Genomic DNA, 22632 nt, shown 5'->3' with positions numbered 1-22632 from the left:
AATTTGCGAAAGTTATTTGTCCTATTATTTACAGAAAAAAACCCATCCACAATTGGACAGGTTCCTTCTGTAGATTATCAAGCTGTCTTCCTCAATCGATCCGTAATCACAAGTCGCATATGTCTTAATCCGTACCGAAGCTGTTCTGCAACTGAGTTTTCTATTTTTTAGCCAATCCTTGATTACAGATTTTCAGCGGATACAGTATAGGATGGGTAACCGATTATTCCCAATACTTGCACATAGTAATTTTTACCTGCAACTACATTGATCTCCATCGGGGTGCTGTAGTCAGAAGTTCCAATCTTAGTGCGGTCTTGTTCATATACTTGGAATGCTGGGGCCCCTTTGTCATTCGTATGTGTCAGGGTAACGCGAACTTTCCCAGTCTTGTTTGCTTGAAAAACAAAATAATCTCGGTCATCGAAATCAGTAGTTCCTGAAATGCTTGTGTTTATTGTAAAGGAATCAGCCGTTTCAAAGGTATTGTTAGGCTCTGTTTCCGAACTTGCAGCAAATGCAGAAGACGATACAGCAAATACTAGAGTCAATGCTAGTAGGACTTTTTTCACGAAAATAACCTCCTATATTTTGGATAAGGGAAATATACCATTAATTCCATAAATTGTCAAAATATAATATTTCTTGAATAACATTGTCGTTTTTAGTAAAAATTTGATAATGATAATTTCTCATGTCTTTATCTACAAAAAAGACCCATCCACATCTGGACAGGTTCTCGTTCCCAATAACAGCAATTTTATGCCGCCTTCTCCTCACTCAATCGATCCGTAATCACCGCAATCGCACCATCACCCGTTACGTTACAAGCAGTACCGAAGCTATCCTGCGCGATGTACAAAGCAATCATCAGCGAAGTCAACGTAGTAGTAAATCCAAGCATGGACTCCATCAATCCGAGTGCTGCCATGACTGCACCACCCGGCACACCTGGTGCAGCGATCATCGTTACGCCCAGCATCAAGATGAACGGAAACATCACGCTAAAGGATGTCGTCATGTCATTTAGCATCATGACTGCCATGGAACAGCTGACAAGCGTAATCGTGCTTCCGGAAAGATGGATTGTCGCACAGAGTGGAACGACGAAATCTGCGATCTTTTCGCTCACACCGTTTTTCTTGGTCTGATTCAGTGTCACAGGAATAGTGGCCGCAGATGATTGCGTTCCAATCGCAGTGAAGTAAGCGGGGAGCATATTTTTTATCAGCGTGAATGGATTTTTGCGTCCCATCTGGGCTGCTATCATGTACTGCACGAACAGATAGAATAGATGCAAGGCGATAATCATGACGAAAACTTTCACGAAGACGGACAGAATCATGGTGACTTGTCCACCATAGGTCAGGTTGGAAAATACAGACAGAATATGTAAGGGAAGCAACGGGACAATGACGGAAGCAATCAGCTTCTCGACGATATCTCTCAAGTCTACCATCACATTTTGGAGGGCATTCCCTTTGATGACAGTCGCTCCAAGACCAAGGGTAAAGGCAAGCAGTAATGCTGTCATCACACCTACAATCGGCGGCATGTCCACGGTAAAGAATGGCTTCACCAGTGCTTCCTCCGGGTTGGCATACTGATTCACCAGTCCACCTACCTCAAGAATGTGTGGAAAAATACTCGTACTGACCCAATAAGCAAGCGTTCCTGCAAGGATCGTTGACAGGTAAGCAACCCCTGTGGTTACCCCAAGCAAACGCCCTGCCCCTTTACCCAGCTCACCGATGCCTGGCGCGATAAATCCAATGATAATCAACGGAATCGCAAATCCGAGGAAATTTCCAAACAGGCCACTAAATGTAGCCAATCCTTTCACAACCCAAATCGGCGATATAGAACCGATCCCGATCCCAAGGATAATGGCGATCAGGATTTTGGGTAGTAAACCTAGATTTTTCATTAATATTGAACCTCCTTTAAATATTAATAAATAATGTCCATATGGAATGGACTTTGTCTCTTTTACGCGGACTAATGAATAACAAGGTAACACATTCGGGATGAGATTGTCATGAATCATAAAAAAGTAATAATATTCAAATTAAAGAAAACCCCCAATGAGCATTACTTACTCACTTGGGGGAACAATATTATTTGGCGCAAAGCACGTGGCGAAATTCCTCTTCGATGTCTGCCAATACGCGCATGGCATTTGCTAGCTCTTGCTCATTCTTTTCCACGATCAGTGTGTGACAACGTCCGAATTGCTTCGCTTGTTTCTCTTTAATTGCCGCCAGCTCTGGCGCATGTTTCGAGAAAAACACAGCGAAATCCATGGCTCGCCTCGCCCCTAATTGGAAAGCAAAATAGGAGAGATGACCAATTTCTGCTGGGGGGAGTCCACCCTCCTCTTCTATCCGTTTCACTACCCGCAGGATCGCTTCCTTTCCGTATAGGAGCGAAGCGCTTGGTTTAGCCGATGCACTTTCCTGATAAATCCCTTGGAATAAACGAAGGGCATTTGCAGCTTGTTCCTCCTCTGACGGACTGCCTACACGCTTTGGTGCTGTCCAGTAGTGATAAGAAAAGAGGCGATCGAAGATTTTTTCAGCTTTCCATGCCAAGACAAACTGGGACAATGGCAAGCTCACAAAAGGGAATCCTGCTGGATCATGCAGGTAGATTGCTTGCTCATCCATCCTGTATGCGAGAACAAAATGGTCAGCGCCCCCCAAATAAGCAGCATTGGGATTATACGTCAAATAGCTCATATCAAGTGGTCCGAGCAAAACGGGTCCATGTTCCACGTCACGCCGTAATTCCTCCAATGGTGGCTCTCCCTCAGCATCCGCTGACTTTTCCGTCCAGCTAAACCCTAGCAGCTCCAACGCATGACTGACACCACGGTCGGGAATCTCTTGACCGAAATAAATGACTTTCTGCTCCTCATGCCACATCGCCCCGATGCCTACGCCGGAGAGGACTTCGAGTACGGCAGGCGATACCTTCTCCCCGATTGTCTCCAAAAGCATTGATGATGAATTTGCGTAGCAGTAGTGGCCACTTCCGATGTACGATAGCATGCTTTTCTCCCTCTTTCTCGTCAATGTATGGCTTACCTATCATTGACTTCGGGCCGCATGTTTTTCTGACAACGCTTTGCAAAACGCTTCTCGTTCACGCGAAATATTTTTTAAAAAATTCCATCTTCTCACTCACGAAAGCATCATCCGAATCGCTGCTACCCATGATATGAGGATCATGCATGCACAGCCCCATTAGCCACAATTGGCGAATGCCTGTCATGAGCGACACCGCAGCCTGATCGTTTTCAGATAAAGGACGAACCTCTGTATATCCTTTTAGAAAAGCACTCCATAGCGCCTCGACCAGTTCGTCATCTTCTTCGATCAATATTCGGCTCAGCTTGAAAGCAGCCAGATCATACGCCCGCCAGCCATATCCGCACAGGTCGAAATCAAAGTGAGTATAAGTGTTGTCCTCACAAAAGTTCGTATTAAAATTCCCTTGAAGGTCTCCGTGGCAAATCCCCCAGTCGAGTCCGGCAAGGATATGCTCGTTCAGCTTGTCTTCCAGCTCCATCGCCAGCTTTTGGAGAAATTGAAAATCTTCCTTCCGATGCTGCAAACGTGTCTCGATAATGGCTAACGGGCGATGAATCAGCGCCTTGGCGTCCCAAACCTCGTGAGCTTGCTGTGTGAAAAAGCCTTCTGATTTGACATGCAGCTCGGCAACGGCTCTGCCGAATCGTTCGCTCAGTTCCTCGGTATCGATCTCCTGCTCCTTGCCACAGGCAAAAGTGAACAACACACCAAAGCGATTGCCCTCTGCTGCTTGCAGTCTCAAGACATGGTTTCCTGAACCGTCCGCAATTGGCACAGATACAGATACTCCTTGTCTTTTCAAATAGAGCAAGAGCTCCATCTCGAACGCGACAGCTGCTTCCTCTGTTCGCCAATCACTGCGATACAGCCTGAAGATTCGTTTTTGATCGATCGTCTGCACGAGGTACGTATCGTTCATGCCTCGAAGCATGTAGTGAACCGATTGTATTTGTTCGGTTGGATATGCTTCCTGAAGTACTTTCTGTAATGCTTTTTCACAGATGGTTGAGTAGACGACGGGTAAATGCATAGTCATGCTGCTCCTTTTTGCTAAGTATTGGTAAGTTATTATGGAAGACGTGTGAATGGGGAAAAGGACACAGCAAGAAAAAAAGACCTGGAAGGGCTAAAGGCCGATCAAGGTCTGACACAGGTTACAACGATTTGTCCCCTTTCATGAATAAGCTGTTCAAGGGATTGGGCAACATAAAGTCAAAAAGCGTTATTTCCTCACTTTTCCCTTGATTTCTCGCAATTCCTCGAGGATCAAATCATATTTGTCGCTGTATTTGTCCAGCAAGTCCTGCAAACGCCCCTCGCGTTCTCGATTTGCCTTCATAATATAAAACAACAACCAGACAAACAAAGCAGCAAATGGCCCTTGCTGAAGTAATACGGTTGTTACTTGATCTTCCATGTTTGATCTCCCCTTTTGTCACTGTACAGAACGAGTGTTCCCGCATCGTCCTTATCAGTATTTTGTACAAAAGGCTTGTACATAATTCGTTGAAAACAAAATTTATATCCATACTTTTCTTTTTCCTTCTCATTTAGTACAATAAATTTGTACATCCTCACAGGAAGGACTGGCACGCTCATGCTATCTCAGCGCTTACGCACAGCTCGTAAGACAAAAGGTCTGACCCAGGAAGAGTTGGCAGAGCATGTCTGCACGACCAAGGGGACGATCAGTAACTACGAGAACAATCACAGCACACCACCGAATGACATGCTGCGGCAATTGGCTGATGTGCTGGACGTCACGACTGATTGGTTGTTGGGCCGCACAGATGAAGTCACAGCCTATATTCTCCCCGCATCAGGAGAGACAAATCAACGTTCGTTGGACGAGCTCTTGCAGGAAAAGATCGATGACCCGGACGACTACTATTTCCTAGACGGGTACCTAGACGCTTCAGAAGAGGAGAAAAAAGAAATTCGCCGCTACTGGTACGACTTGAAGAAACAGTGGAAAGTCCGTAGAGTACGCGAAGAAAGACCTCCGTCCTTGTTTGACATCACGGAAGACATCAAAAAAAAATAACCCCAGTGCGGGTTTTTCTTTTCAGCAAAAAACAGAACGTACGTTCCTTACTATTCATTTAGGAGGTCCTTGATGCTTCACTCCCTTTTGCAAGAAATCTGCGAACCGCAAACATGGCTCGAGAGTCGCGTGTACTTATTGCTTCAGCATCACGGCATCGATTCGCCTGAACAAATCGATCTGCATCTGCTGTGCGAGACGTACGGCATCGAGGTCCATCGTATTTGCGGCAGGAGTCGTGCACACGCGCATCCGTTTTCGCCAGGACGTTATATCATTGCGGTGGACGAGCGACTTGATCTGGCTACCCAGCGGGTAAAAATCGCGCACGAACTCGGACATTTGCTCCTTCATGAAGGCATTCAGCCCCAAAGCAGCGAATGGATGATTGACTGGCAAGAATCGCAGGCGAATCATTTTGCCGAGCATTTGCTGCTACCCATTTACATGATGAGCCCCCTTTTGGCCGATTGCTCGCGATACAACGCACCGGCGATGTTGGCTCAGCGCTTTCAGGTGCCGATGCCTCTTGCCCGTGCCCGTTTTGAGCGCATACTTAGCCGTATGTATGCCAAAGGTTTTCCCGTCTATGGGTAAATTACGACGCTATTTTTATGCAGGAGGGATACCTGATGAAACAAGTCTTTATTGCCGGTGATGCATACACGACTCATTTTTTTGATCTCGCCTTGGACCAAGACGAGGAGCTGTCGCTGTTGCCCTCTTTGCAGGTAGCCAGCTATCACGTGGCCCGCTTTGCCCTCATCATGCGAGATGACGGTCTTAGTGGTCTCGGTATTTTTCCTGGAGACGCCCTATTGATCTCAGACTTTTCGATGGAGCCCGTAAAAGACAGACCTGTGTTGATCCGACAAGAGGGGCAGTTCCTTGTGCGCATCGCAGCAGACGTCAATCCATTGGAATGTTTGTTTACAACCACACGCGAGCAAGATACGCCTATGCTGCTCCCCTCGGAAAACATTCGCATTACAGGTGTTGTATCCGGTATTATTCCACGTTCATCATCATGACATCATTAAGCAGCCAATCCTTGATTGCTGCCACCGTTTGCTGCCACTGCTCCTGAGGAGTAATGGCAGCGGGCTTGTCGCCCTCCTGCGATCCATAGCTTCCGAACTGGGAGTGGTTTCCCCCTTCTATGGACATGTACACCGTACGCTCCGGCAAATATTGCTTGCTCTCCAAAAACTTTTCCATATTAATCACTCCATCGCGAGATCCGAGTAAAGACAGCACCGGCAAATTCACCTTCTTCAAGTTCCCCTGACTGTTCGGATACGCTCCCAGTAAAAACACACCGTTGATTCGGTCCGGATGGTTAGCTGCGAATTCAGCTGCCATGGTACCACCGAGCGAATGTCCTCCGATGACAAACGTTTTATTTGGGTAGGCCTTCAATACTTGTGTCGCTCGCGTCATATCGCTTACGGCCAAATTCAGCGGCATTCGCGCGAGAAAAACATGGTAGCCGTAGCCTGCCAAGGCACGGGCAATCGGAGCATAGCTCTCCGGTTTGACCAGTGCTCCCGGATATAAGATGAGTCCCGGTTCGCGTGATTCCCCGCCTTGGAAGATAATCCAGTCATTCGTATCCATGACCGTAATCCCTTCACCGCCTTGCATGGCCGTTAACGCTGCCTGATCGGGCTGATATGGCTGCAAATACCATATAGCCAGACAAATCGCCCCTAGTGTCACCAATACCAGTGCCTGTAACCATTTTTTGCGTGTTTGACTCATCCTACCCACCTCATTTCCGTTCCCACGTATGATGCTACTTATTATGTCTCAAACACTCTGCACATGTGCATAACTTGTGAATCTCGACATTTTCGTGGTGTTGACGAACTAATCCTTTCATAGTAGTATTCAAACATACTACTTAATTTCTCGTGCAGCATATCGAGACTGAGACTGATTTTGGTCCTGAACTTGCTGAAAAGTATGGAAACCATTAAGGAAACTACTCGATTTTTACCAAAAAGAGAAGGGATGAGAATTGTTATGAATCTACAAGATGTGCAATTTTGCGAGGAACTGGTAAGAAGTGTTGGAAAGGAGCTGCTAGTGGAATTTGAAAAAGGCGCGCCCTGCCACAGCAAGGAAGCAATGGCTAAACGCTTTGAAGAGGTAAATGCCGTGGTTGAAGCTCGATTGAAGCAATCATTATCCGAGCGTTTTCCCACCTATGAATTCTCTGACGCGGAATTCGATCTGGCTGCACAGGAACAGCCTGAATTCGCAAGTCCTTACTGGGTGATGGATGCAATCGATGGAGCAGTTCATTTTCTGCAAAATATGCCGATGTGGGCTACTTCCCTCTGCCTGATTGACGGAGGACGCACAGTTGTTTCTTTTGTCTATGATCCATGCCGTGATGAACTGTTTACAGCAATTGACGGGGGTGGAGCTTTTCTAAACGGACAAAAAATCAGTACCTCAGCCAAATCGCAGCTGAGTGAGTGCATTTTAGGTACACTCTTTGCTTCCTCCGAGCCAATGAACCACTTGGTCGGTAAGTATACAGCAAATTCCTTGACAAGAGTGATGCCAGAGGCTTTTGCCATCCGCATGCAAGGCGCAGTATCACTCCATCTGGCCTATGTGGCGTGCGGGCGACTCGACGGTTACTGGGAATATGGTGAAGGGGTGTATGATTGGCTGGCTGGTGCACTTTTGGTTCAGGAAGCCGGAGGCAAAATTACTGATACACAAGGAAACGATTTTTGCTGGAAAAGCTCAGGCATCGTAGCAGCAGGTTCGTCCATCTACCCTAAGCTGGTCCAATTGACCCCAGCTTCATAAATGAACAGATAAAAAGGGTGAGCTTTAGCGCTTCACCCTTTTTCCTTTTTCCGTTCACGAAAACGGCGGACCTTCATCAAGTTTCCGCACATTTTGTCATCACACCAGCGGCGCACCCGGTTGCGGCTTTCATCATAAAACACCCAGCGGCAATCCTCGTTGTCACATATTTTGATTCGCTCAAGATGCTGTGGGGCAAGCAACTCCGCGAAAGAAGCAGCAATTTGTGCCATCACGAGCGGCCAGCCCTCTGTTGAGCTAGATTGCTTTTGCCTGTAGCCGCCCTCCTCCTCTACAAACAACACCTGCCTATGAAATGGGGCGAGGGCCAATACTTTGTTCAATTCCACAAGGTCCTCCTCTTGGAATCGGTCCCCATGCACAACGGTTTCCAGCATACGTCTCAAACGTTCGCGCAACTGCAAAAGAGACGCGGCATACTCCTCATCCATAGGTAGCGGAGCGGTTAGCTTGTATGTTTGCAAAAAGGATGACAGCCATTCCTGGTTCTCCAGACGATTTTCCCAACGACCAGAACCGCGCCAATCCCTCCAATCACTATTTAAAAAATCGATACAAAGCCAGTCCATGGCATCATCTCTCCTGACGAAACCCTTCATTTTTCTCTCTTGTATGACCATACAGGATATGGTAATCTCTATTTGTAACCACCGTAATTAAATTAACTGGTTACACACTCATTTCTTACTGTTATTATAGCGTTTCATCAATCTGTTTCACAGACGAGGAGGAAGCGTATGAATCGGAAGGAATTGCTTTTGCACGGATGGGAATGTGCGTATGACAAGGAAGACTGGTATCCCCCCTTAAAAGAAGTGCTTTCCGGAGTATCAGCAGCGGAGGCTAGCTGGCGCCCTGTAGGAGAAGCAGCTAACACAATCTGGGAAAACGTCAGTCATCTTCTGTATTACAAAGAACGTCTGTTGCATCGTCTTTTGGACACCGAATTTCATGGCTCTGCCGAGACGAACGATGATACCTTCACCCCATCCGGCGGTCCTGATGACGAAGAAGCTTGGCAAGCTACCCTTTTGCGAATGGAAAGCGTCCATCGCAACATTCATGAACAGCTTTCCTTGCTGACGGATGAAGAGTTAAACCAGAAGGCTACCTATACACCGATTTACCAAAACGTCATGAGTCTTGTCTTGCATGATGCGTTTCATACGGGACAAATTGTCCAAATTCGCAAGCTGCAAGGCTCTTGGCCTGCCAGACGCTCATTTGAATAACAAAATTTCACATTGATTAATCCCGAACAATCCTTTATATTTGATGAATCACATAATTTCATACATGTTATCCTCATCTTTCACGGTGAGGATAGAGGTCGCGGCTTTTATATCATCCTGTACGAGATTCAGAGAAAATCAATGACTCCAGGTAAGGAAAATCCGCCGAAACTCATATCGCGTCTCTGTGCGATTGGGTTGGGGCTGTACTCGAAAGGGGCAGAACTGTCACGTTTGCATGCCAAGCAAACGTGGTGAGCTATCTTCAGTGAAGGCTTGGTGGGGATTGGATGATACCGCCCTATGCCATTTTTTGGCTATGGCGGTTTTTTAATTTCCGACCTTCCTTCTCAAAAATCAAGAAAGGTCGTGCAAGCAGCTTATGTCACAAAATCAATTGCAACGTGGTTTAAAAGCCCGACACCTGACGATGATCGCCATTGGCGGGTCGATTGGGACGGGATTGTTTCTCGCGAGCGGAGGCTCGATTCATTCCGCCGGGCCAGGTGGAGCGTTAGTCGCCTATCTCGCCATTAGTATCATGGTTTACTTTTTAATGACTAGCTTGGGGGAAATGGCCGCCTTCATGCCTGTTTCCGGTTCATTTTCGACGTATGCCACACGGTTCGTCGATCCATCTCTCGGCTTTGCTCTCGGTTGGAACTACTGGTACAACTGGGCCATTACCATTGCCGTCGAGCTGTCAGCTTCCGCACTCATTATGAAATATTGGTTCCCGGATACCCCAGCGATAGTGTGGAGCGCTTTGTTCCTCGGATTGCTGTTCGCCTTGAATCTCCTGTCTGTGAAAGCCTATGGAGAATCTGAATATTGGTTCGCCTTGATTAAAGTAATAACGGTTATCATCTTTATTATTGTCGGTGTGTTGATGATTTTTGGCATTATGGGCGGTCAAGCAGTTGGCTTCCAAAACTTCACCAAAGGCGACGCGCCATTCAATGGCGGCTTCATGGCCCTGCTCGGTGTCTTTATGATTGCCGGATTCTCTTTCCAAGGGACGGAGCTGGTTGGTGTCGCAGCTGGAGAGAGCGAAGACCCCGCCCGCAACATTCCGAAGGCCATCCGTCAAATTTTTTGGCGCATCCTGCTCTTCTACATCCTCGCTATTTTGATCATCGGGTTGTTGGTTCCATACGATAATCCAAATCTGATCAGTGGCGACCTGACGGATATTGCGATCAGTCCGTTTACGATTGTATTTGAAAATGCCGGATTTGCTTTTGCAGCATCCGTCATGAATGCCGTTATTCTCACGTCTGTATTGTCTGCTGGTAACTCTGGCATGTACGCATCTACACGCATGCTGTGGAACTTGGCGAAGGAAGGAAAAGCACCAAAATGGTTCGCAAAAGTAACAAGTAATGGCGTACCTATCAATGCCTTGATCTTGACTGCGCTCATCGGCGCCCTTGCTTTTCTGTCCTCTCTGTTTGGGGAAGGCGAAGTGTACGTATGGCTTTTGAATGCGTCTGGTATGTCAGGCTTCATCGCTTGGCTGGGAATTGCCATTAGTCACTACCGTTTCCGCAAAGCGTTTATCGCTCAGGGCCGTGACTTAAGCGAATTGCCTTATCGGGCAAAGTGGTTCCCGTTTGGACCGATTTTTGCCTTCATCATTTGCTGTATCGTTATTTTGGGGCAAAATTACTCCGCATTCTTGGGTGGAACGATCGACTGGTATGGCGTCGCGGTCTCTTACATTGGTTTGCCTCTGTTCTTAATCATTTGGCTCGCTTATAAAGTCACGCAAAAGACAAAGCTCGTCCCTCTTGAACAAGTTGACTTCAGCATGGATGAATACACGAAATAATCGAAGAAAAAATACGGACTTCCGTTATCTGAACGGGAGTCCTTTTTCATGCTAAACAGTATATTAATAATTGCCCGAAAAGAGCCGATAGTATAGAAAAGAAGCAATAGAGATCCGTTTCCTTCCGTTCTCGCAACTCATACTAGTCATCTGATAAAAGGTAACCATGATCTCCTGCCTTCACGACTGAACATGAATCCATGTGAGGAGAGTAGAACATGCACATCCAATCGAATAACCGCTACCTACCCCCCCAGCTATCCACTAACCAACTTGCACCCCAAATGGTGACAGGAACTCGTTTAGAATTGCCCAGATTGCCCGAGTACGATACAGTAGATCTTCGTTCTCACAAAGCACGCGAGCTCCCTGCTGATGCCATCGAACACCACAGCGTCCAATTTTTCTTTAGCACAGAGATTAACCAGCGCTTGGATAAAATTTTCGCAGATAAACCACCTGAAGCTCGTAAGGCCTTTGATCAGATCCTCGAACGTAATTTTTTCAACTCCCAATCCACCTACACGGATGAAGAAAGAGCTGCTTTGGTAGAGGTCGGATTAACCCAAGGCAAATATTTGGCAGACCAATACATGGCTGATGAAAAAAATGCTGCTGAATTTTTGGATACCCTCCATCTGCTCGCTAGCGTTGCCAAAACACGAAAAGTTGACCCTGCGACTGGCAGTGTCAGCTACGTAGAGCTTCCGCAAAAACCACATGGGGCGCCGGACGACTATGTCAATCCGTCCAAACTGATGGAACGATATGACCCGGAAGCCTACAAAAAAATGCAAGCGGCTACCACCAATCAAACAGAGAAAGTAAGCATGCTGATTCAATTCGTCAAAAAGCTGCAACATCGTCCAGACTGGATCGCACAATACCGGAACGAACAAGCTACACTTCTCTCTGATTTAAAAAATACTAAAATCACTAACCGTTTTGAGAATGTAAATACAAAGGACACCACGGAATTTGTTCGTCAAATGAATACGCTCGCTGAAAATGCTTCCTTTTCTTCCTTTACACCATTGCTTCAAACGAATCTTGCCTCTTTTATGAAGATCCTGTCCAAGAAAACGAGTTAACTGCACAAAGATGATCTACAGCCTCTGCCCGAGCTTCTCTGGGACTGGGGCTGTTTTTGTGTGCCGTTTCCTTTTCCAGTTTAGGAAATTGACAGGCAGATGGTGGACATACTAACCCGTAAAGGAGGAGACGAACATGGATGACAATCGCGAAAACGACCTGCCTGATTTTAAGCAACTGGATGACAGACTGATCGCTCAACCTCCAACTAGTCCAATCCTCGCGATCCGTACCAATCTGGACAAGGAACCAAATGACATCGACAATCCGTATGTGCAGCAAGACTCTACACCCACTGGACAAAATAAGGGGGAAGCAAATGACTGATCGTATCTCAAAAGAAAAGCCTGACATGGGTTATAACGGAAGCAATATGCATGGTTATTCCCTTACACCAAAGGAAGGGACATTGAACCAAACTGCCAAGTCGGCTGCGGAAAACAAAGAAAACAGGGACAAAGAATAGTTCTTTTCCCATTAGAAAAACAAATCCCCTTCTGGGAAACAGGCAGATGCTCCTTTTGCCTTTTCCGGAAGGGGATTCCTTTTGATTTCGACCAAGAACATGGTGAAAAACATTTTTTTATTGACGAAATTCAGTTGGAAATATATACTTTTCATGGATTTGATAATGAGAATCGTTATCAAATTCTTTTATATATGATCAGGAGGTTGCCCCATGAAATCCAGGCTCTTCAAACACATTTACAGTACAACATTAGTCACTTCTCTCCTCACAGGTGGCGCCCATTTGGCTCTGGCTGCTCCACTTGTGGCCACTGCTGAACAGACGGATGTTTCCCCTTTGTCGCTAGATTTCGCAGTCGAACAGGCAATAAAGAACAGCGTCGATCTGGAGCTGCTTCGGCTTGAATTAGATATTACGAAGTACGAAACCTCCATTACACTGAGAGAAAAAGAAGAAATCAAAAAAGCTGACATCATGACTCTGGCTGATGCCAAAAAGAAATTCGAAGACGCTGCCAAAGCGGTCAAAGAAGTGGTTGTCGATGAAGTCGCCCTGAATACGCAAAAAAACACCGTTCAATTGCAAGTGCAAAAAGCATTCTTCGAAGTCCAATCATTAGACGCCAAAATCAAAGCGCAAAAGAAAAGCTTGCAAAGACAGTACTGGTTGGACTCCCAAGAAACAGAAGCTCACAAAAATCTCGCTGCCCTTGAAGCCAGCTACAAACAAACATTGGCCAAGCTCAACGATTTATTGAACGAAAAAGCAGACAGACAATGGAAAATGATCTCCACTGATCTGACTCAGGACGAGCTGCTTTCCCTGGAGCAATGGCAAGCAAAAGCTTTTGAAAAACGTCCTGAGATGATCAAGGCACAAGCAGAAATAGACTTTGCCCAAGTTAGAATTGATTACACGGCAGAGTATTCCGCTCTCAGCACACATAAAGGTACAATCGCAAAAAATGAGCACAAAAAAGCAGAACTGCAAAAACAAAAAACACAGAAGAAAATCGGTCAAGAGGTAAGTGACAACTATACGAAGCTACTCGCAGCGAAAAAGGCATTAGAGGAAAGTACAACAAAGAAAGAAACCGCATTGGAGCGCTATCAGGCAACAATCGATCAATATAGATTAGGGAAAGCATCGATGAAAGAATTGATGGAAGACGAAGCAAACCTGTTTGACTCTGAAACAAAAGCAATCGAATCGGTTTACCAATACAATCTCGCTGCTGCCACCTTGAATCAGTCAACTGGCTATTAATATTTCGTATCACGAAAAATCTCATTTATTCATTTAAAATAAAGAAGGCTTCATCCCACAGGGTGAAGCCTTTACTCATTTAACAGCCTCTCAAAAACTCTCGGCATCACTAAACGCCCACCGTCTGCACCAAAATCCTCTATGAACCACCAAGCTGACAGCACACTGTGGCAATACGCCCATGCTAACACTCTCTCTTTTTGCAAGGACAGCGCCTTCGTCAGCCCATCGACCCGCTGTTTCATTACCTCTTCTAGCCCATCCTCTGGCAAATGGTTCAGCAAAAACGGAATCACCTCGTATTCCGTCTCCCCAATCAGTCCTTTCGGATCAATTGCCAGCCACGGCTCTCTTTCTGCACGCAAAATATTTTCATGATGAAGATCACCATGCAGCAAGCACGGTTCTTTTTGTGTGGGGAGAAGCTTTTTGTACCATTGCATGGCCTGCTCCACCATTTGCTCAGGAATTAGTCCTGTCCCCCCTTGGAAATGGGGGCGAATCTGTTCCAGTCCCACAGCCCAGTCTGCTATCGTCGGGAATCTCGACGCAAGCTTGCCAACCCTCGAAATGGGTGTATGCATTCTTTTGATTACGTCCGCCAAGCATTGAATTCGCTCGTCTTCGCTACTCAGCTTGTCCAGTGTCTCTCCTGGCATGATGCGCTCCAAAAGCATCATCCCTTTTTCCTCGTCAGCATCGAGAAGCTGCACCATTCCCCGCCCTGCAAAACCCCGAATCGCTGCCAGCTCTCTTTGCCATTCCACGCCAGGCACTCCCAGCTTCAGTACTGCGTTTGTTCCATCCTTCAACACAACTGGTGCGACAAAATTATAGGAGAGTGGAAATGGCTCTAGCACTTTTAATGACCACCGTGCTTCGCAATCTGCAATCAACTCATGAAAGGAATCCAGCCAGAGACACCCCGCTTCTTTATGTACGCCCGTAATTATTTTGGTAAAATGGGTTGGCAGTGAAATCATTAGGAAAACCCTCCTCGAACAACCTTCAAAACATCCTTTTGCATTTGCTTTCAAGCTGTTCCCTTCCCACAGCCGCGTAAGAAGAAGCGCATTTCCAGTCAAGCGCCTCTGGAGCCCATCCCAGCCTTGGAAAAAATGGTAGGGAATTTCAGCTTCACCTATGAAACACTTCATCGAAACTTCTACGTTTGAAGCGCTCCCACCATTTTTTCCGAGGCGGCCAGTGAATCCCCCCTTGCGGGGCGTAGGCCGAAGCGTAGACTGGAAATGCGCTTCTTCCCCACCACAACCACTCGTAAAAAAAGGAGCAGCTTGAAAGCCGCCCCCCCTTTATTTCCCGGAAAATGTTAGGACAGTCGTCCCATCAAGCGCTCCATACGTTCCAGCGCCTTCTTCAACTGCTCCATCGATGTCGCATAAGAGCAACGGATATGTCCCTTTCCGCTTTCGCCGAACACATCTCCAGGTACAACAGCTACCTTTTCCTCCATCAGCAGCTTCTCCGCAAACTCAGAAGAGCTGAGACCTGTAGAAACAACAGACGGAAATGCGTAGAATGCTCCATCCGGTTCATGGCAAGTCAATCCGATATGACGGAATCCATCTACTACATAATTGCGGCGCTGACGGTAGCTCTCGATCATTCGTTCCATATCCGACCGTCCATGACGCAGGGCTTCCAATGCAGCCATCTGAGCCATTGTCGGAGCACACAGCATGGTGTACTGATGGATTTTCAGCATGCCTGCGAGCAAATCAGGTGACGCGCAGACATATCCCAAACGCCAGCCGGTCATCGCGAATGCTTTGGAAAAACCGGAGATCAGGATCGTCCGATCTTTCATCCCTGGCAGAGCTGCGATACTATCGTGCATACGACCGTAGGTAAGCTCGGCATAAATCTCATCGGAGATCACCATGAGGTCGTGCTTTTCGATGATCGGCAAAAGTGTTTTCCACTCTTCAGCCGTCATAGTCCCCCCGGTCGGGTTATTTGGATAGCAGAAAATAATTGCTTTTGTACGTGCGGTAATGTGCGTCTCCAGCTCTTGCGGTGTCAGTTTAAACTGGTTTTCCATCGTCGTTTTCAGGAAAACCGGCACACCACCAGCCAAGCGAATAACTGGTTCATAGGAGACATAGCAAGGCTCCACGACCAATACTTCATCACCCGGATCGAGAATAGCACGCAGTGCGATATCAATCGCTTCGCTGGCACCGACCGTCACGAGAATTTCTGTCTCTGGATGATAGCTGACAGAAAAACGTTCTTCCAAGTATTTCTGAATTTCCACACGCAATGGCAGCATACCTGCATTGGATGTATAAGCTGTATGTCCACGCTCCAGCGAAGAAATCGAAGCTTCTCTCATGCGCCAAGGAGTAACGAAATCAGGCTCCCCAACCCCTAAAGAAATGACTCCCTCCATCGATGCTGCCAAATCGAAAAAGCGGCGAATGCCCGATGGCTTCAACGATTGAACTGTACTGGATAAACGGTTTTTGACTTTGACTTGTGTACTCACGGCGTAACCACCATCCTGTGATCTTCGTCACGATCTTCCAGCTCAATGCCATCGTGCTTGTAACGTTTCAAAATAAAATGTGTAGCTGTTGAGACAACCGAATCAAGAGTGGACAGCTTTTGCGAAACAAAAGTAGCTACCTCTTTCATCGTTTTGCCTTCCAAAATAATCGACAAGTCATAGCTTGCACCAGACATCAAGTAAACAGCCTTCACTTCTGGGAAACGGCAAATTCGCTCCGCCACTTCATCAAAGCCGACGTCGCGCTTCGGCGTCACTTTTACATCAATCATGGCGTTTACGTACGGATGATCTTCCACACGCTCCCAGTTCACCAGCGCTGGATATTTGACAATGACCTTTTCGGCTTCCAATGCTGCAATCGTCAGCTCAACGACCTCGGTTGGCTCACCGATCATTTTTCCGATTTGCTCAGCGCTCATGCGACTGTCTTCTTCCAACAGGTGCAACAGCTCTCTTTGCTTCAAGCGATCCATGCCCCACCACTCCAGTTTTCTCTTTATTTTTGTACATAAGTGCGTGTTCAAGTAGTCGACTTTTTGAACAACGTCATAAAGCAAAAAGCCCCAGCAACCAGACTCATGATTTCCATGAATCCGGTTGCTGAGGCGAAGGTATCGCGGTACCACTCAGCTTTTTTGCCTCTCTCACAAAAGGCAAACTCGTGCTGTCTACGTAGACATGCGCCCCATAACGTGGGCCATCCGCTGCTTTCTACTTGGCATTTTCAAAAGCAGAGCTCCAAGGTGGCTTTCAAAAAGAGTTCGCGGCTGCCCTCTCAGCTAACAGGCAACTCTCTGGACGTCAAAATCCCTTTTTTACTTTCCTTTTCACGGCTGTGTTGGTTGTTTTATTGAATGTCTCAGATTATAAATGACGTTTTCTCTCATTGTCAACCAACAACTTCTGTCTTCTGAACCTCTTTCAAACCGTTAGGCAACCAGACGCGAAACACCGTCCCTACTCCCAAGCTGCTTTGGACGTCAATTTTACCCCGATGATTTTCTACGATGGATTGGGTGATCGACAGCCCCAGTCCAGCTCCTCCGCTTTTGCGTGCGCGAGAGGATTCAATCCGGTAGAAACGGTCGAATACATGCAGGACATGCTCCGGTGCGATTCCGGCCCCATTATCCCTGATCGTCAGTTCAATCCCATTGGCAATCTTGCTCAATGTAAGCTCGATTTCACCGTTCACAGGGTCAGTATGCTGCACCGCATTTTGAAACAGATTGAGAATAACTTGCTTCATTCCATCACAGTCGAAAGCAACCGTAACATTCGGTTCTACGCGGAAATGAACGTTTCGGTCACCGGCCAGCACCATGAGCTGCGATTCCATACTGTGCACGACTGCGTCCAGCTCCCCCTCTTGCAGAAGGAAAGCCGGTTCCCGATCCATCCGAGCCAGGTACAGCAAATCGTTGACGAGTTTGTTCAGTCGCTCTGTCTCGCCGTGCATGCTTTTCAATGCTTTTTGCAAATGTTCGGGATTTGCCGCCGCACCGCGCAACAACACCTCCAAAAAGCCATGGATGGATGTCAACGGTGTTCGCAACTCGTGCGAAGCGTCCGCTACAAAGCGCCTCATCCGCTCCCCTGCTTCCTGCTCAGTTTTAAAGGAGGTTTCCAGCCGCTCCAGCATTCCGTTAAAGACCGCCGATAATTGATCAATCTCCATTTGGCCTTGATCCATCGGCAGTCGCTCATCCAAGTTACCCGCATTAATCCGCTCAATTGTAACCTCAATACGCGAAAGTGGGTTCAGCGTACGGCGGAGCACAGGCACATACGTTAACAAACCGATAAGCAAGGCGAGTGCAGATGCAGAAAAGAAAATGATCAACTGTGGAAACAGCACTTCTTGCATCGGACCGACAGGGGTGCTCAGCTGTACAATTCCTTGCAGCTGATCAGGAGAACGAATGGGTGCCAGTACGACCAAATAATCCGTACCAGTACTACCTTCCAAAATTTTGTATTTAAAAGTACATACGCCACTAGCCAAGATCTCGCGGTATAGACTCTCCGGAAAGCGCGGGGAATACCCTTCGCTCGGATTCGCAAACAGCTCCGTCACGTTCGCGTCGTTGTCAATAAAGGCATACTTGATATCGGGTGTACGCAAGGAGAGCAACGCGCTGACATACTGATCGTATTTCGGCAGTGTTTCCGTCTCCTCCAAGACTTGATAAGGAACAGTGACAGCCAGATTTAACAAGCTTTCCGCTTTGCTGCGATACAAGAACTGCTCCATCAATAAGTATTGAATCATGCCGATTAGAAGTAGCAACCCGGATAAGATAAATAACGAACGAGACAACAGTTGATAACGCAAAGAGTTCGGTTCTAGGAAAGGAGCCCATTGATTGTTTCGATTCATCTTCATACAAAATCAACCCGATAGCCCGCACCGCGCAATGTGCGAATAATCCGATGCTGACGATCATTCAATTTATCACGCAGGGAGCGAATATACACCTCGACAATGTTCTCCTCCCCACCGAAATCATAGCCCCACACGTTATCCAAAATCATTGGTTTACTCAGCACCAAGCCGTGATTCGTCACCAAATATTTCAGCAACGAGTATTCCGTTGGCGATAGCTCCAGAAGCGTGTCCTCATAGGTAATTTCCTTTCGCCTGTCATCGATCTGGAATGGGCCGAGGTGTACCTTGGAGAGCAGATGTGGGTAATGATTACGAATGCGCGCCTGGATACGGGCAAGCAGCTCTTCAAAGCTAAACGGCTTGATCATATAATCATCGGCACCGAGCGTCAGCCCTTTTACCCGATCCTCCACGTCTTCCCTGGCTGTCAGCATGATCGTTGCTACATTCTGAATCTTTTTCAGCATCCGGCATACCTCGAAGCCATCCATGCCAGGCATCATCACATCGAGAATGACGACATGCGGCTGATGCTCCTTTACCATGGTCACCGCAGTCATCCCATCTTGTGCCGTCATTACTTGGAAGCCTTCATTTTCAAGACCCATCTCCAAAAACTGCAGGATAGTCGGCTCATCATCGACAAGCAATATTTTAATGCCTTTATTTAGGCTCATTTCTTTCACCTCACCTCTATTTTACCTGAACAGGCCAAACGTAGCTGAATGTTTGCTGAATATGCCCTGAGTACGAGCTGAAAGCTTTTTGCAAAATAATAAACCAAAAAATGTAAATCCAATATATAAAACGTTGATAATTCCCTTACCATTGCGCTTTCAACAAACTTTCAGCCAGCTTTCAAGGCCCACTCAGCTTCCTCGCTCATAATGATCCCTGCGAAGCCAATACATACGACTCAAGTCTGAACACTTCAAAAACATGGAGGTTATCCAAAAATGAAAAAAAATTCGGTTATCCTGACTGCCTCAGTTGCCACACTCGTGGTTGGTATCGGAGGTTACATGCTCTATGACTATTTTGTGGGAAACCATGTGGAGATCCAGCCTGCAGCTGCGGCAACCACAGCCTCATCTACCGCTTCCTCAACGCCTCTGACAGCAGATCAACTGAATAAAAAATGGACGATCAATGACCAGTCCAAAGTCTATTTCTCCGTAACCACGTCAAAAGAAACGGTTAACTTTGAAATGGACGGTATTACTGGCAGTTGGGATGTGAACCTCTCTGCACCCGACCAAATGAAAGCAACCGCTTCGGCTGACTTGAATAAGCTAAACTCCGGTAATGCAAAGCGCGACACCCATATCAAATCTCCTGATTACTTTGATACAGCCGTCCATCCAGCTGCTACCTTTGAAGCGAAATCCTTTGAGAACTGGCCATCCACATGGACAGAAGGACAAAAAGCTTCGTTCACCATCAATGGCGTCCTGACCGTAAGAGGAATTGCCAAAGACGTGAAAATTGATGCTGATGCGATTTATTCCCAAGGCAAGCTGCAATTGGAAGGAACATCTGTCGTTACGTTTGGTGACTTCGGTTTGACTAGCCCTCATACGATCGTGGCCAAAACGGAAGAAAACATTAACATTACATTGCGACTTGCGCTGGATGCTGTTTAATCCTTTTCGCGCGAGCTGCTTCGAGAGACGTCTGATACTCACAGACGTCTTTTTTCACAGATTTTTACATTGTAATATTGACATTGTTAAAACGATACCATAATATAAAAGTATGAAAACAGACTCGAGCAAACGGAAAGGATGATTTTGTGAGTACGTCTCCCCTTCGAGCTAAACGCATCCACTTTCGGACCAAAAAGTACCGCTCGCCGGATGGACTTCCTACAGATATTTGCCTCTTTACGATCCTTTCCATCCCGCGCCAAACGAAAACCAAATCGCTGCCACTCAAGCAATTGGCCGTTCTTCTGATCAAGCGAAAAAGCGATACATTTGGAGAGCAATGGGCCTTGCCTGGCGGTTTTTCCCATGAATCGGAGACACTGGACGAATGTGCCTATCGTGAGTTGAAAGAAGAGACGAATATTGACCGTGACGTACACATCGAGCAGCTGAAGACCTACTACAAGCCGGGAAGAGACCCTCGTGGTTGGATCCCGAGTGTTGCCTATGTCTCCCTCGTTCATGAAGATTTATTGAAGCACGCACAGGCAAATGACGATGCATCAGACGCGCAGCTGTTTCCAATCGAGGAAGCTTTTGCCCTCAACCTTGCTTTTGATCATCGTGAAATTTTGACTGACGCCTTACAGCGCGTTCGGGAGCAGATGCTGCAAACGACAATCGCCAAAGCATTCTTGCCAGATGAGTTTACCTTGAGTGAACTGCTGCAAGTGATCGAGACCGTCGTTCCATCCTTTTCAGCAAAGGATCGCGGTAATTTTGAGCGGCGCCTGCTTGCGACAACCAGACGGCAAGGACTTCTCGAGCCAGTTCTATCTGCTGACGGACAGCCTGTCTACTCGACCGAGTTTTCGAATTCGCCAGCCAAGCTCTATCGCTTTACCGGCTTTACGCCAACTGCCATGATTTACTGATGAAATCCACATTCAGGAGGTTTATGCCATGAAAGCTTTGATTGTGATCGACTACACGAATGATTTTGTCGCGACAGATGGTGCATTGACTTGTGGAGAGCCTGGTCAGGCTATTGAGGGACGCATTGGAGAGTTAATCCGCGACTTCCTTGCAGAAGGCGACTTTGTCGTCATGGCAGTCGACGCTCATCGCGAGCAGGACCCGTACCATCCTGAGACTGGACTCTACCCACCACACAACATTATCGGTACGGCTGGCCGGAATTTGTATGGCAGCATTCAGGAGATTTACGAGGAATTCGAAGATACGATTCACTGGATGGATAAGACGCGCTACAGCGCTTTCCAAGGCACCGACCTTGCCCTATTGTTGCGCACAAGAGGTATTACCGAGATTCATCTGGTAGGTGTCTGCACAGACATTTGTGTGCTGCACACAGCAATTGAAGGCTTCTATAACGGCTTTTCTGTCGTCATCCATGAGGATGCTGTAGCGAGCTTTCTTCCCGAAGGTCACAAATGGGCTCTCGGTCATTTTCAAAACCAGCTTGGCATGACTGTTCAAAAGAAATAACAGGTTCATGACGATAGGAGGCAATTTTTATGCGAATCGGCATTTATGGCAGCAGCTTTGATCCCATCACGTACAGCCATTTGTTCACGGCTGCGACCGTCGCTCACCGAAGACGACTGGACAAAGTCATTTTCGTACCATGCTCTTCAAAGCGTCATGACAAAAAATTGCAGACAGAGGACGTCCATCGCTTGCACATGCTCAAACTGGCTTTGGCTGGCAGTACACACAAAACAAACAAATACGGCGAACCTCTTTTCGAGATTTCAACAGTTGAAATGGATGCCTTACCAGGTGAAACCTACACGTACGATACGATGATGCACATGAAAAGGAAGTACCCGAACGATGAGCTCTTTTTCATCATGGGCTCGGATTTGTTAGAGGGACTCTCGAACTGGGGCAACGCTGAAAAGCTGGTCGCAGGCTTCAACTTCATCGTGATGTCGCGCGAAGGCTATCCGACCGCTGACCTGATTGCGGAGGACGCGCTGCTGCGCAATCATGACGAGCATTTCCTCATCATGAGCAAGGGCATCAACATGGGAATCAGCTCTACCTACATCCGAGACGAAATCCGCAAAGGTGGCGACCCCAGCTTCCTGTTGCCTGATGCTTGCCTTCAGTACATTTATGAAAATGGAATCTACAAAGAGCCTTACCTATAATCCCAAAAAGGAAA

General features: G+C 47.0%; 26 protein-coding genes, 1 riboswitch and 1 other annotated feature. Of the genes, 14 read left to right on the top strand and 12 right to left on the bottom strand.

Annotated features, from left to right (window positions below; translation table 11 throughout):
* Window positions 1-182 precede the first annotated feature (182 nt).
* The 5 genes from KB186_RS10790 to KB186_RS10770 form a co-directional block, all read right to left on the bottom strand.
* Window positions 183-572 carry a hypothetical protein gene (locus KB186_RS10790; protein WP_232773585.1) on the bottom strand — a complete coding sequence of 130 codons (390 nt, stop codon included), beginning with the start codon at window positions 570-572 and terminating at the stop codon, window positions 183-185.
* 188 nt (window positions 573-760) lie between these two features.
* Window positions 761-1927, bottom strand: a complete 1167-nt coding sequence (locus KB186_RS10785) for a dicarboxylate/amino acid:cation symporter (protein ID WP_232773584.1) — start codon at window positions 1925-1927, stop codon at window positions 761-763.
* 190 nt (window positions 1928-2117) lie between these two features.
* The gene (locus KB186_RS10780; protein WP_221867458.1) at window positions 2118-3050 is read right to left on the bottom strand and encodes a hypothetical protein; all 933 of its coding nucleotides are present in this window, start codon (window positions 3048-3050) and stop codon (window positions 2118-2120) included.
* 94 nt (window positions 3051-3144) lie between these two features.
* Window positions 3145-4122: a homoserine kinase gene (locus KB186_RS10775; protein WP_173609062.1), complete on the bottom strand. Its 978-nt coding sequence runs from the start codon at window positions 4120-4122 to the stop codon at window positions 3145-3147.
* 192 nt (window positions 4123-4314) lie between these two features.
* Entirely contained in the window at window positions 4315-4509 is a 195-nt protein-coding gene (locus tag KB186_RS10770; protein WP_012684855.1) for a BhlA/UviB family holin-like peptide, read from the bottom strand.
* Between the two features lie 180 nt (window positions 4510-4689).
* On the opposite strand from KB186_RS10770, the gene KB186_RS10765 reads away from it, so the two are divergent.
* From KB186_RS10765 to KB186_RS10755, 3 genes are all read left to right on the top strand, one after another.
* Entirely contained in the window at window positions 4690-5136 is a 447-nt protein-coding gene (locus tag KB186_RS10765; protein WP_173609063.1) for a helix-turn-helix domain-containing protein, read from the top strand.
* 72 nt (window positions 5137-5208) lie between these two features.
* A complete protein-coding gene (locus KB186_RS10760) occupies window positions 5209-5733 on the top strand; it encodes an ImmA/IrrE family metallo-endopeptidase (protein ID WP_173609064.1) in 525 nt (174 codons plus the stop codon).
* A gap of 35 nt (window positions 5734-5768) precedes the next feature.
* A complete protein-coding gene (locus KB186_RS10755) occupies window positions 5769-6167 on the top strand; it encodes a hypothetical protein (RefSeq protein ID WP_232773583.1) in 399 nt (132 codons plus the stop codon).
* On the opposite strand, the gene KB186_RS10750 is transcribed toward KB186_RS10755, so the two are convergent.
* Window positions 6145-6897 carry an alpha/beta fold hydrolase gene (locus tag KB186_RS10750; RefSeq protein ID WP_173609065.1) on the bottom strand — a complete coding sequence of 251 codons (753 nt, stop codon included), beginning with the start codon at window positions 6895-6897 and terminating at the stop codon, window positions 6145-6147. The genes KB186_RS10755 and KB186_RS10750 overlap by 23 nt on opposite strands.
* A 264-nt stretch (window positions 6898-7161) precedes the next feature.
* Here KB186_RS10750 and KB186_RS10745 point away from each other — a divergent pair, with 264 nt between their 5' ends.
* Window positions 7162-7962 (top strand): inositol monophosphatase family protein, encoded by an 801-nt coding sequence (locus KB186_RS10745; RefSeq protein WP_173609066.1) that lies wholly within the window; start codon window positions 7162-7164, stop codon window positions 7960-7962.
* Window positions 7963-7994: 32 nt separating this feature from the next.
* On the opposite strand, the gene KB186_RS10740 is transcribed toward KB186_RS10745, so the two are convergent.
* Complete coding sequence (locus KB186_RS10740) at window positions 7995-8552, bottom strand: CGNR zinc finger domain-containing protein (protein WP_173609067.1); 558 nt, start codon at window positions 8550-8552, stop codon at window positions 7995-7997.
* A gap of 168 nt (window positions 8553-8720) precedes the next feature.
* Between KB186_RS10740 and KB186_RS10735 the strand changes: the two genes are divergently transcribed.
* From KB186_RS10735 to KB186_RS10710, 6 genes are all read left to right on the top strand, one after another.
* Window positions 8721-9215 (top strand): DinB family protein, encoded by a 495-nt coding sequence (locus KB186_RS10735; RefSeq protein ID WP_173609068.1) that lies wholly within the window; start codon window positions 8721-8723, stop codon window positions 9213-9215.
* A gap of 84 nt (window positions 9216-9299) precedes the next feature.
* A riboswitch (Lysine riboswitch) is annotated at window positions 9300-9485 on the top strand.
* Between the two features lie 112 nt (window positions 9486-9597).
* Entirely contained in the window at window positions 9598-11046 is a 1449-nt protein-coding gene (locus KB186_RS10730; RefSeq protein WP_173609069.1) for an amino acid permease, read from the top strand.
* A 218-nt stretch (window positions 11047-11264) separates the two neighbouring features.
* On the top strand, window positions 11265-12137 hold the full coding sequence (locus KB186_RS10725) for a hypothetical protein (protein WP_173609070.1): 873 nt from the start codon (window positions 11265-11267) through the stop codon (window positions 12135-12137).
* A 136-nt stretch (window positions 12138-12273) separates the two neighbouring features.
* Window positions 12274-12465 carry a hypothetical protein gene (locus KB186_RS10720; protein ID WP_173609071.1) on the top strand — a complete coding sequence of 64 codons (192 nt, stop codon included), beginning with the start codon at window positions 12274-12276 and terminating at the stop codon, window positions 12463-12465.
* Complete coding sequence (locus KB186_RS10715; RefSeq protein ID WP_173609072.1) at window positions 12458-12604, top strand: hypothetical protein; 147 nt, start codon at window positions 12458-12460, stop codon at window positions 12602-12604. The genes KB186_RS10720 and KB186_RS10715 overlap by 8 nt, the downstream gene beginning before the upstream one ends.
* Window positions 12605-12817: 213 nt before the next feature.
* Window positions 12818-13873, top strand: coding sequence for a TolC family protein (locus KB186_RS10710; protein WP_173609073.1), 1056 nt, complete (start codon window positions 12818-12820; stop codon window positions 13871-13873).
* A gap of 71 nt (window positions 13874-13944) precedes the next feature.
* Here KB186_RS10710 and KB186_RS10705 read toward each other — a convergent pair whose 3' ends face one another.
* From KB186_RS10705 to KB186_RS10685, 5 genes are all read right to left on the bottom strand, one after another.
* Complete coding sequence (locus KB186_RS10705; RefSeq protein ID WP_232773582.1) at window positions 13945-14856, bottom strand: aminoglycoside phosphotransferase family protein; 912 nt, start codon at window positions 14854-14856, stop codon at window positions 13945-13947.
* A 347-nt stretch (window positions 14857-15203) separates the two neighbouring features.
* Window positions 15204-16382, bottom strand: a complete 1179-nt coding sequence (locus KB186_RS10700; RefSeq protein ID WP_173609075.1) for an aminotransferase — start codon at window positions 16380-16382, stop codon at window positions 15204-15206.
* The gene (locus KB186_RS10695) at window positions 16379-16879 is read right to left on the bottom strand and encodes an Lrp/AsnC family transcriptional regulator (RefSeq protein WP_232773581.1); all 501 of its coding nucleotides are present in this window, start codon (window positions 16877-16879) and stop codon (window positions 16379-16381) included. Before KB186_RS10695 ends, KB186_RS10700 begins: the two co-directional genes overlap by 4 nt.
* A 125-nt stretch (window positions 16880-17004) precedes the next feature.
* Window positions 17005-17246: a binding site (T-box leader), on the bottom strand.
* A 49-nt stretch (window positions 17247-17295) separates the two neighbouring features.
* A complete protein-coding gene (locus KB186_RS10690; RefSeq protein ID WP_232773580.1) occupies window positions 17296-18792 on the bottom strand; it encodes a sensor histidine kinase in 1497 nt (498 codons plus the stop codon).
* On the bottom strand, window positions 18789-19472 hold the full coding sequence (locus tag KB186_RS10685) for a response regulator transcription factor (RefSeq protein WP_221867450.1): 684 nt from the start codon (window positions 19470-19472) through the stop codon (window positions 18789-18791). The genes KB186_RS10690 and KB186_RS10685 overlap by 4 nt, the downstream gene beginning before the upstream one ends.
* A 279-nt stretch (window positions 19473-19751) precedes the next feature.
* On the opposite strand from KB186_RS10685, the gene KB186_RS10680 reads away from it, so the two are divergent.
* The 4 genes from KB186_RS10680 (at window position 19752) to nadD (ending at window position 22618) form a co-directional block, all read left to right on the top strand.
* Window positions 19752-20438, top strand: coding sequence for a YceI family protein (locus KB186_RS10680; protein WP_232773579.1), 687 nt, complete (start codon window positions 19752-19754; stop codon window positions 20436-20438).
* A 149-nt stretch (window positions 20439-20587) separates the two neighbouring features.
* Entirely contained in the window at window positions 20588-21376 is a 789-nt protein-coding gene (locus tag KB186_RS10675; protein ID WP_232773578.1) for an NUDIX hydrolase, read from the top strand.
* A 28-nt stretch (window positions 21377-21404) separates the two neighbouring features.
* Entirely contained in the window at window positions 21405-21950 is a 546-nt protein-coding gene (locus KB186_RS10670; protein ID WP_173609081.1) for a cysteine hydrolase family protein, read from the top strand.
* 29 nt (window positions 21951-21979) lie between these two features.
* Complete coding sequence (gene nadD / locus KB186_RS10665) at window positions 21980-22618, top strand: nicotinate-nucleotide adenylyltransferase (RefSeq protein ID WP_232773577.1); 639 nt, start codon at window positions 21980-21982, stop codon at window positions 22616-22618.
* The last annotated feature ends 14 nt before the right edge of the window (window positions 22619-22632 follow it).

The organism is Brevibacillus sp. AF8 (genome assembly GCF_021270385.1).
GTDB lineage: Bacteria > Bacillota > Bacilli > Brevibacillales > Brevibacillaceae > Brevibacillus.
Note: the sequence above shows the minus strand (reverse complement) of the source record. Positions and strands in the feature narration are given on the sequence as shown.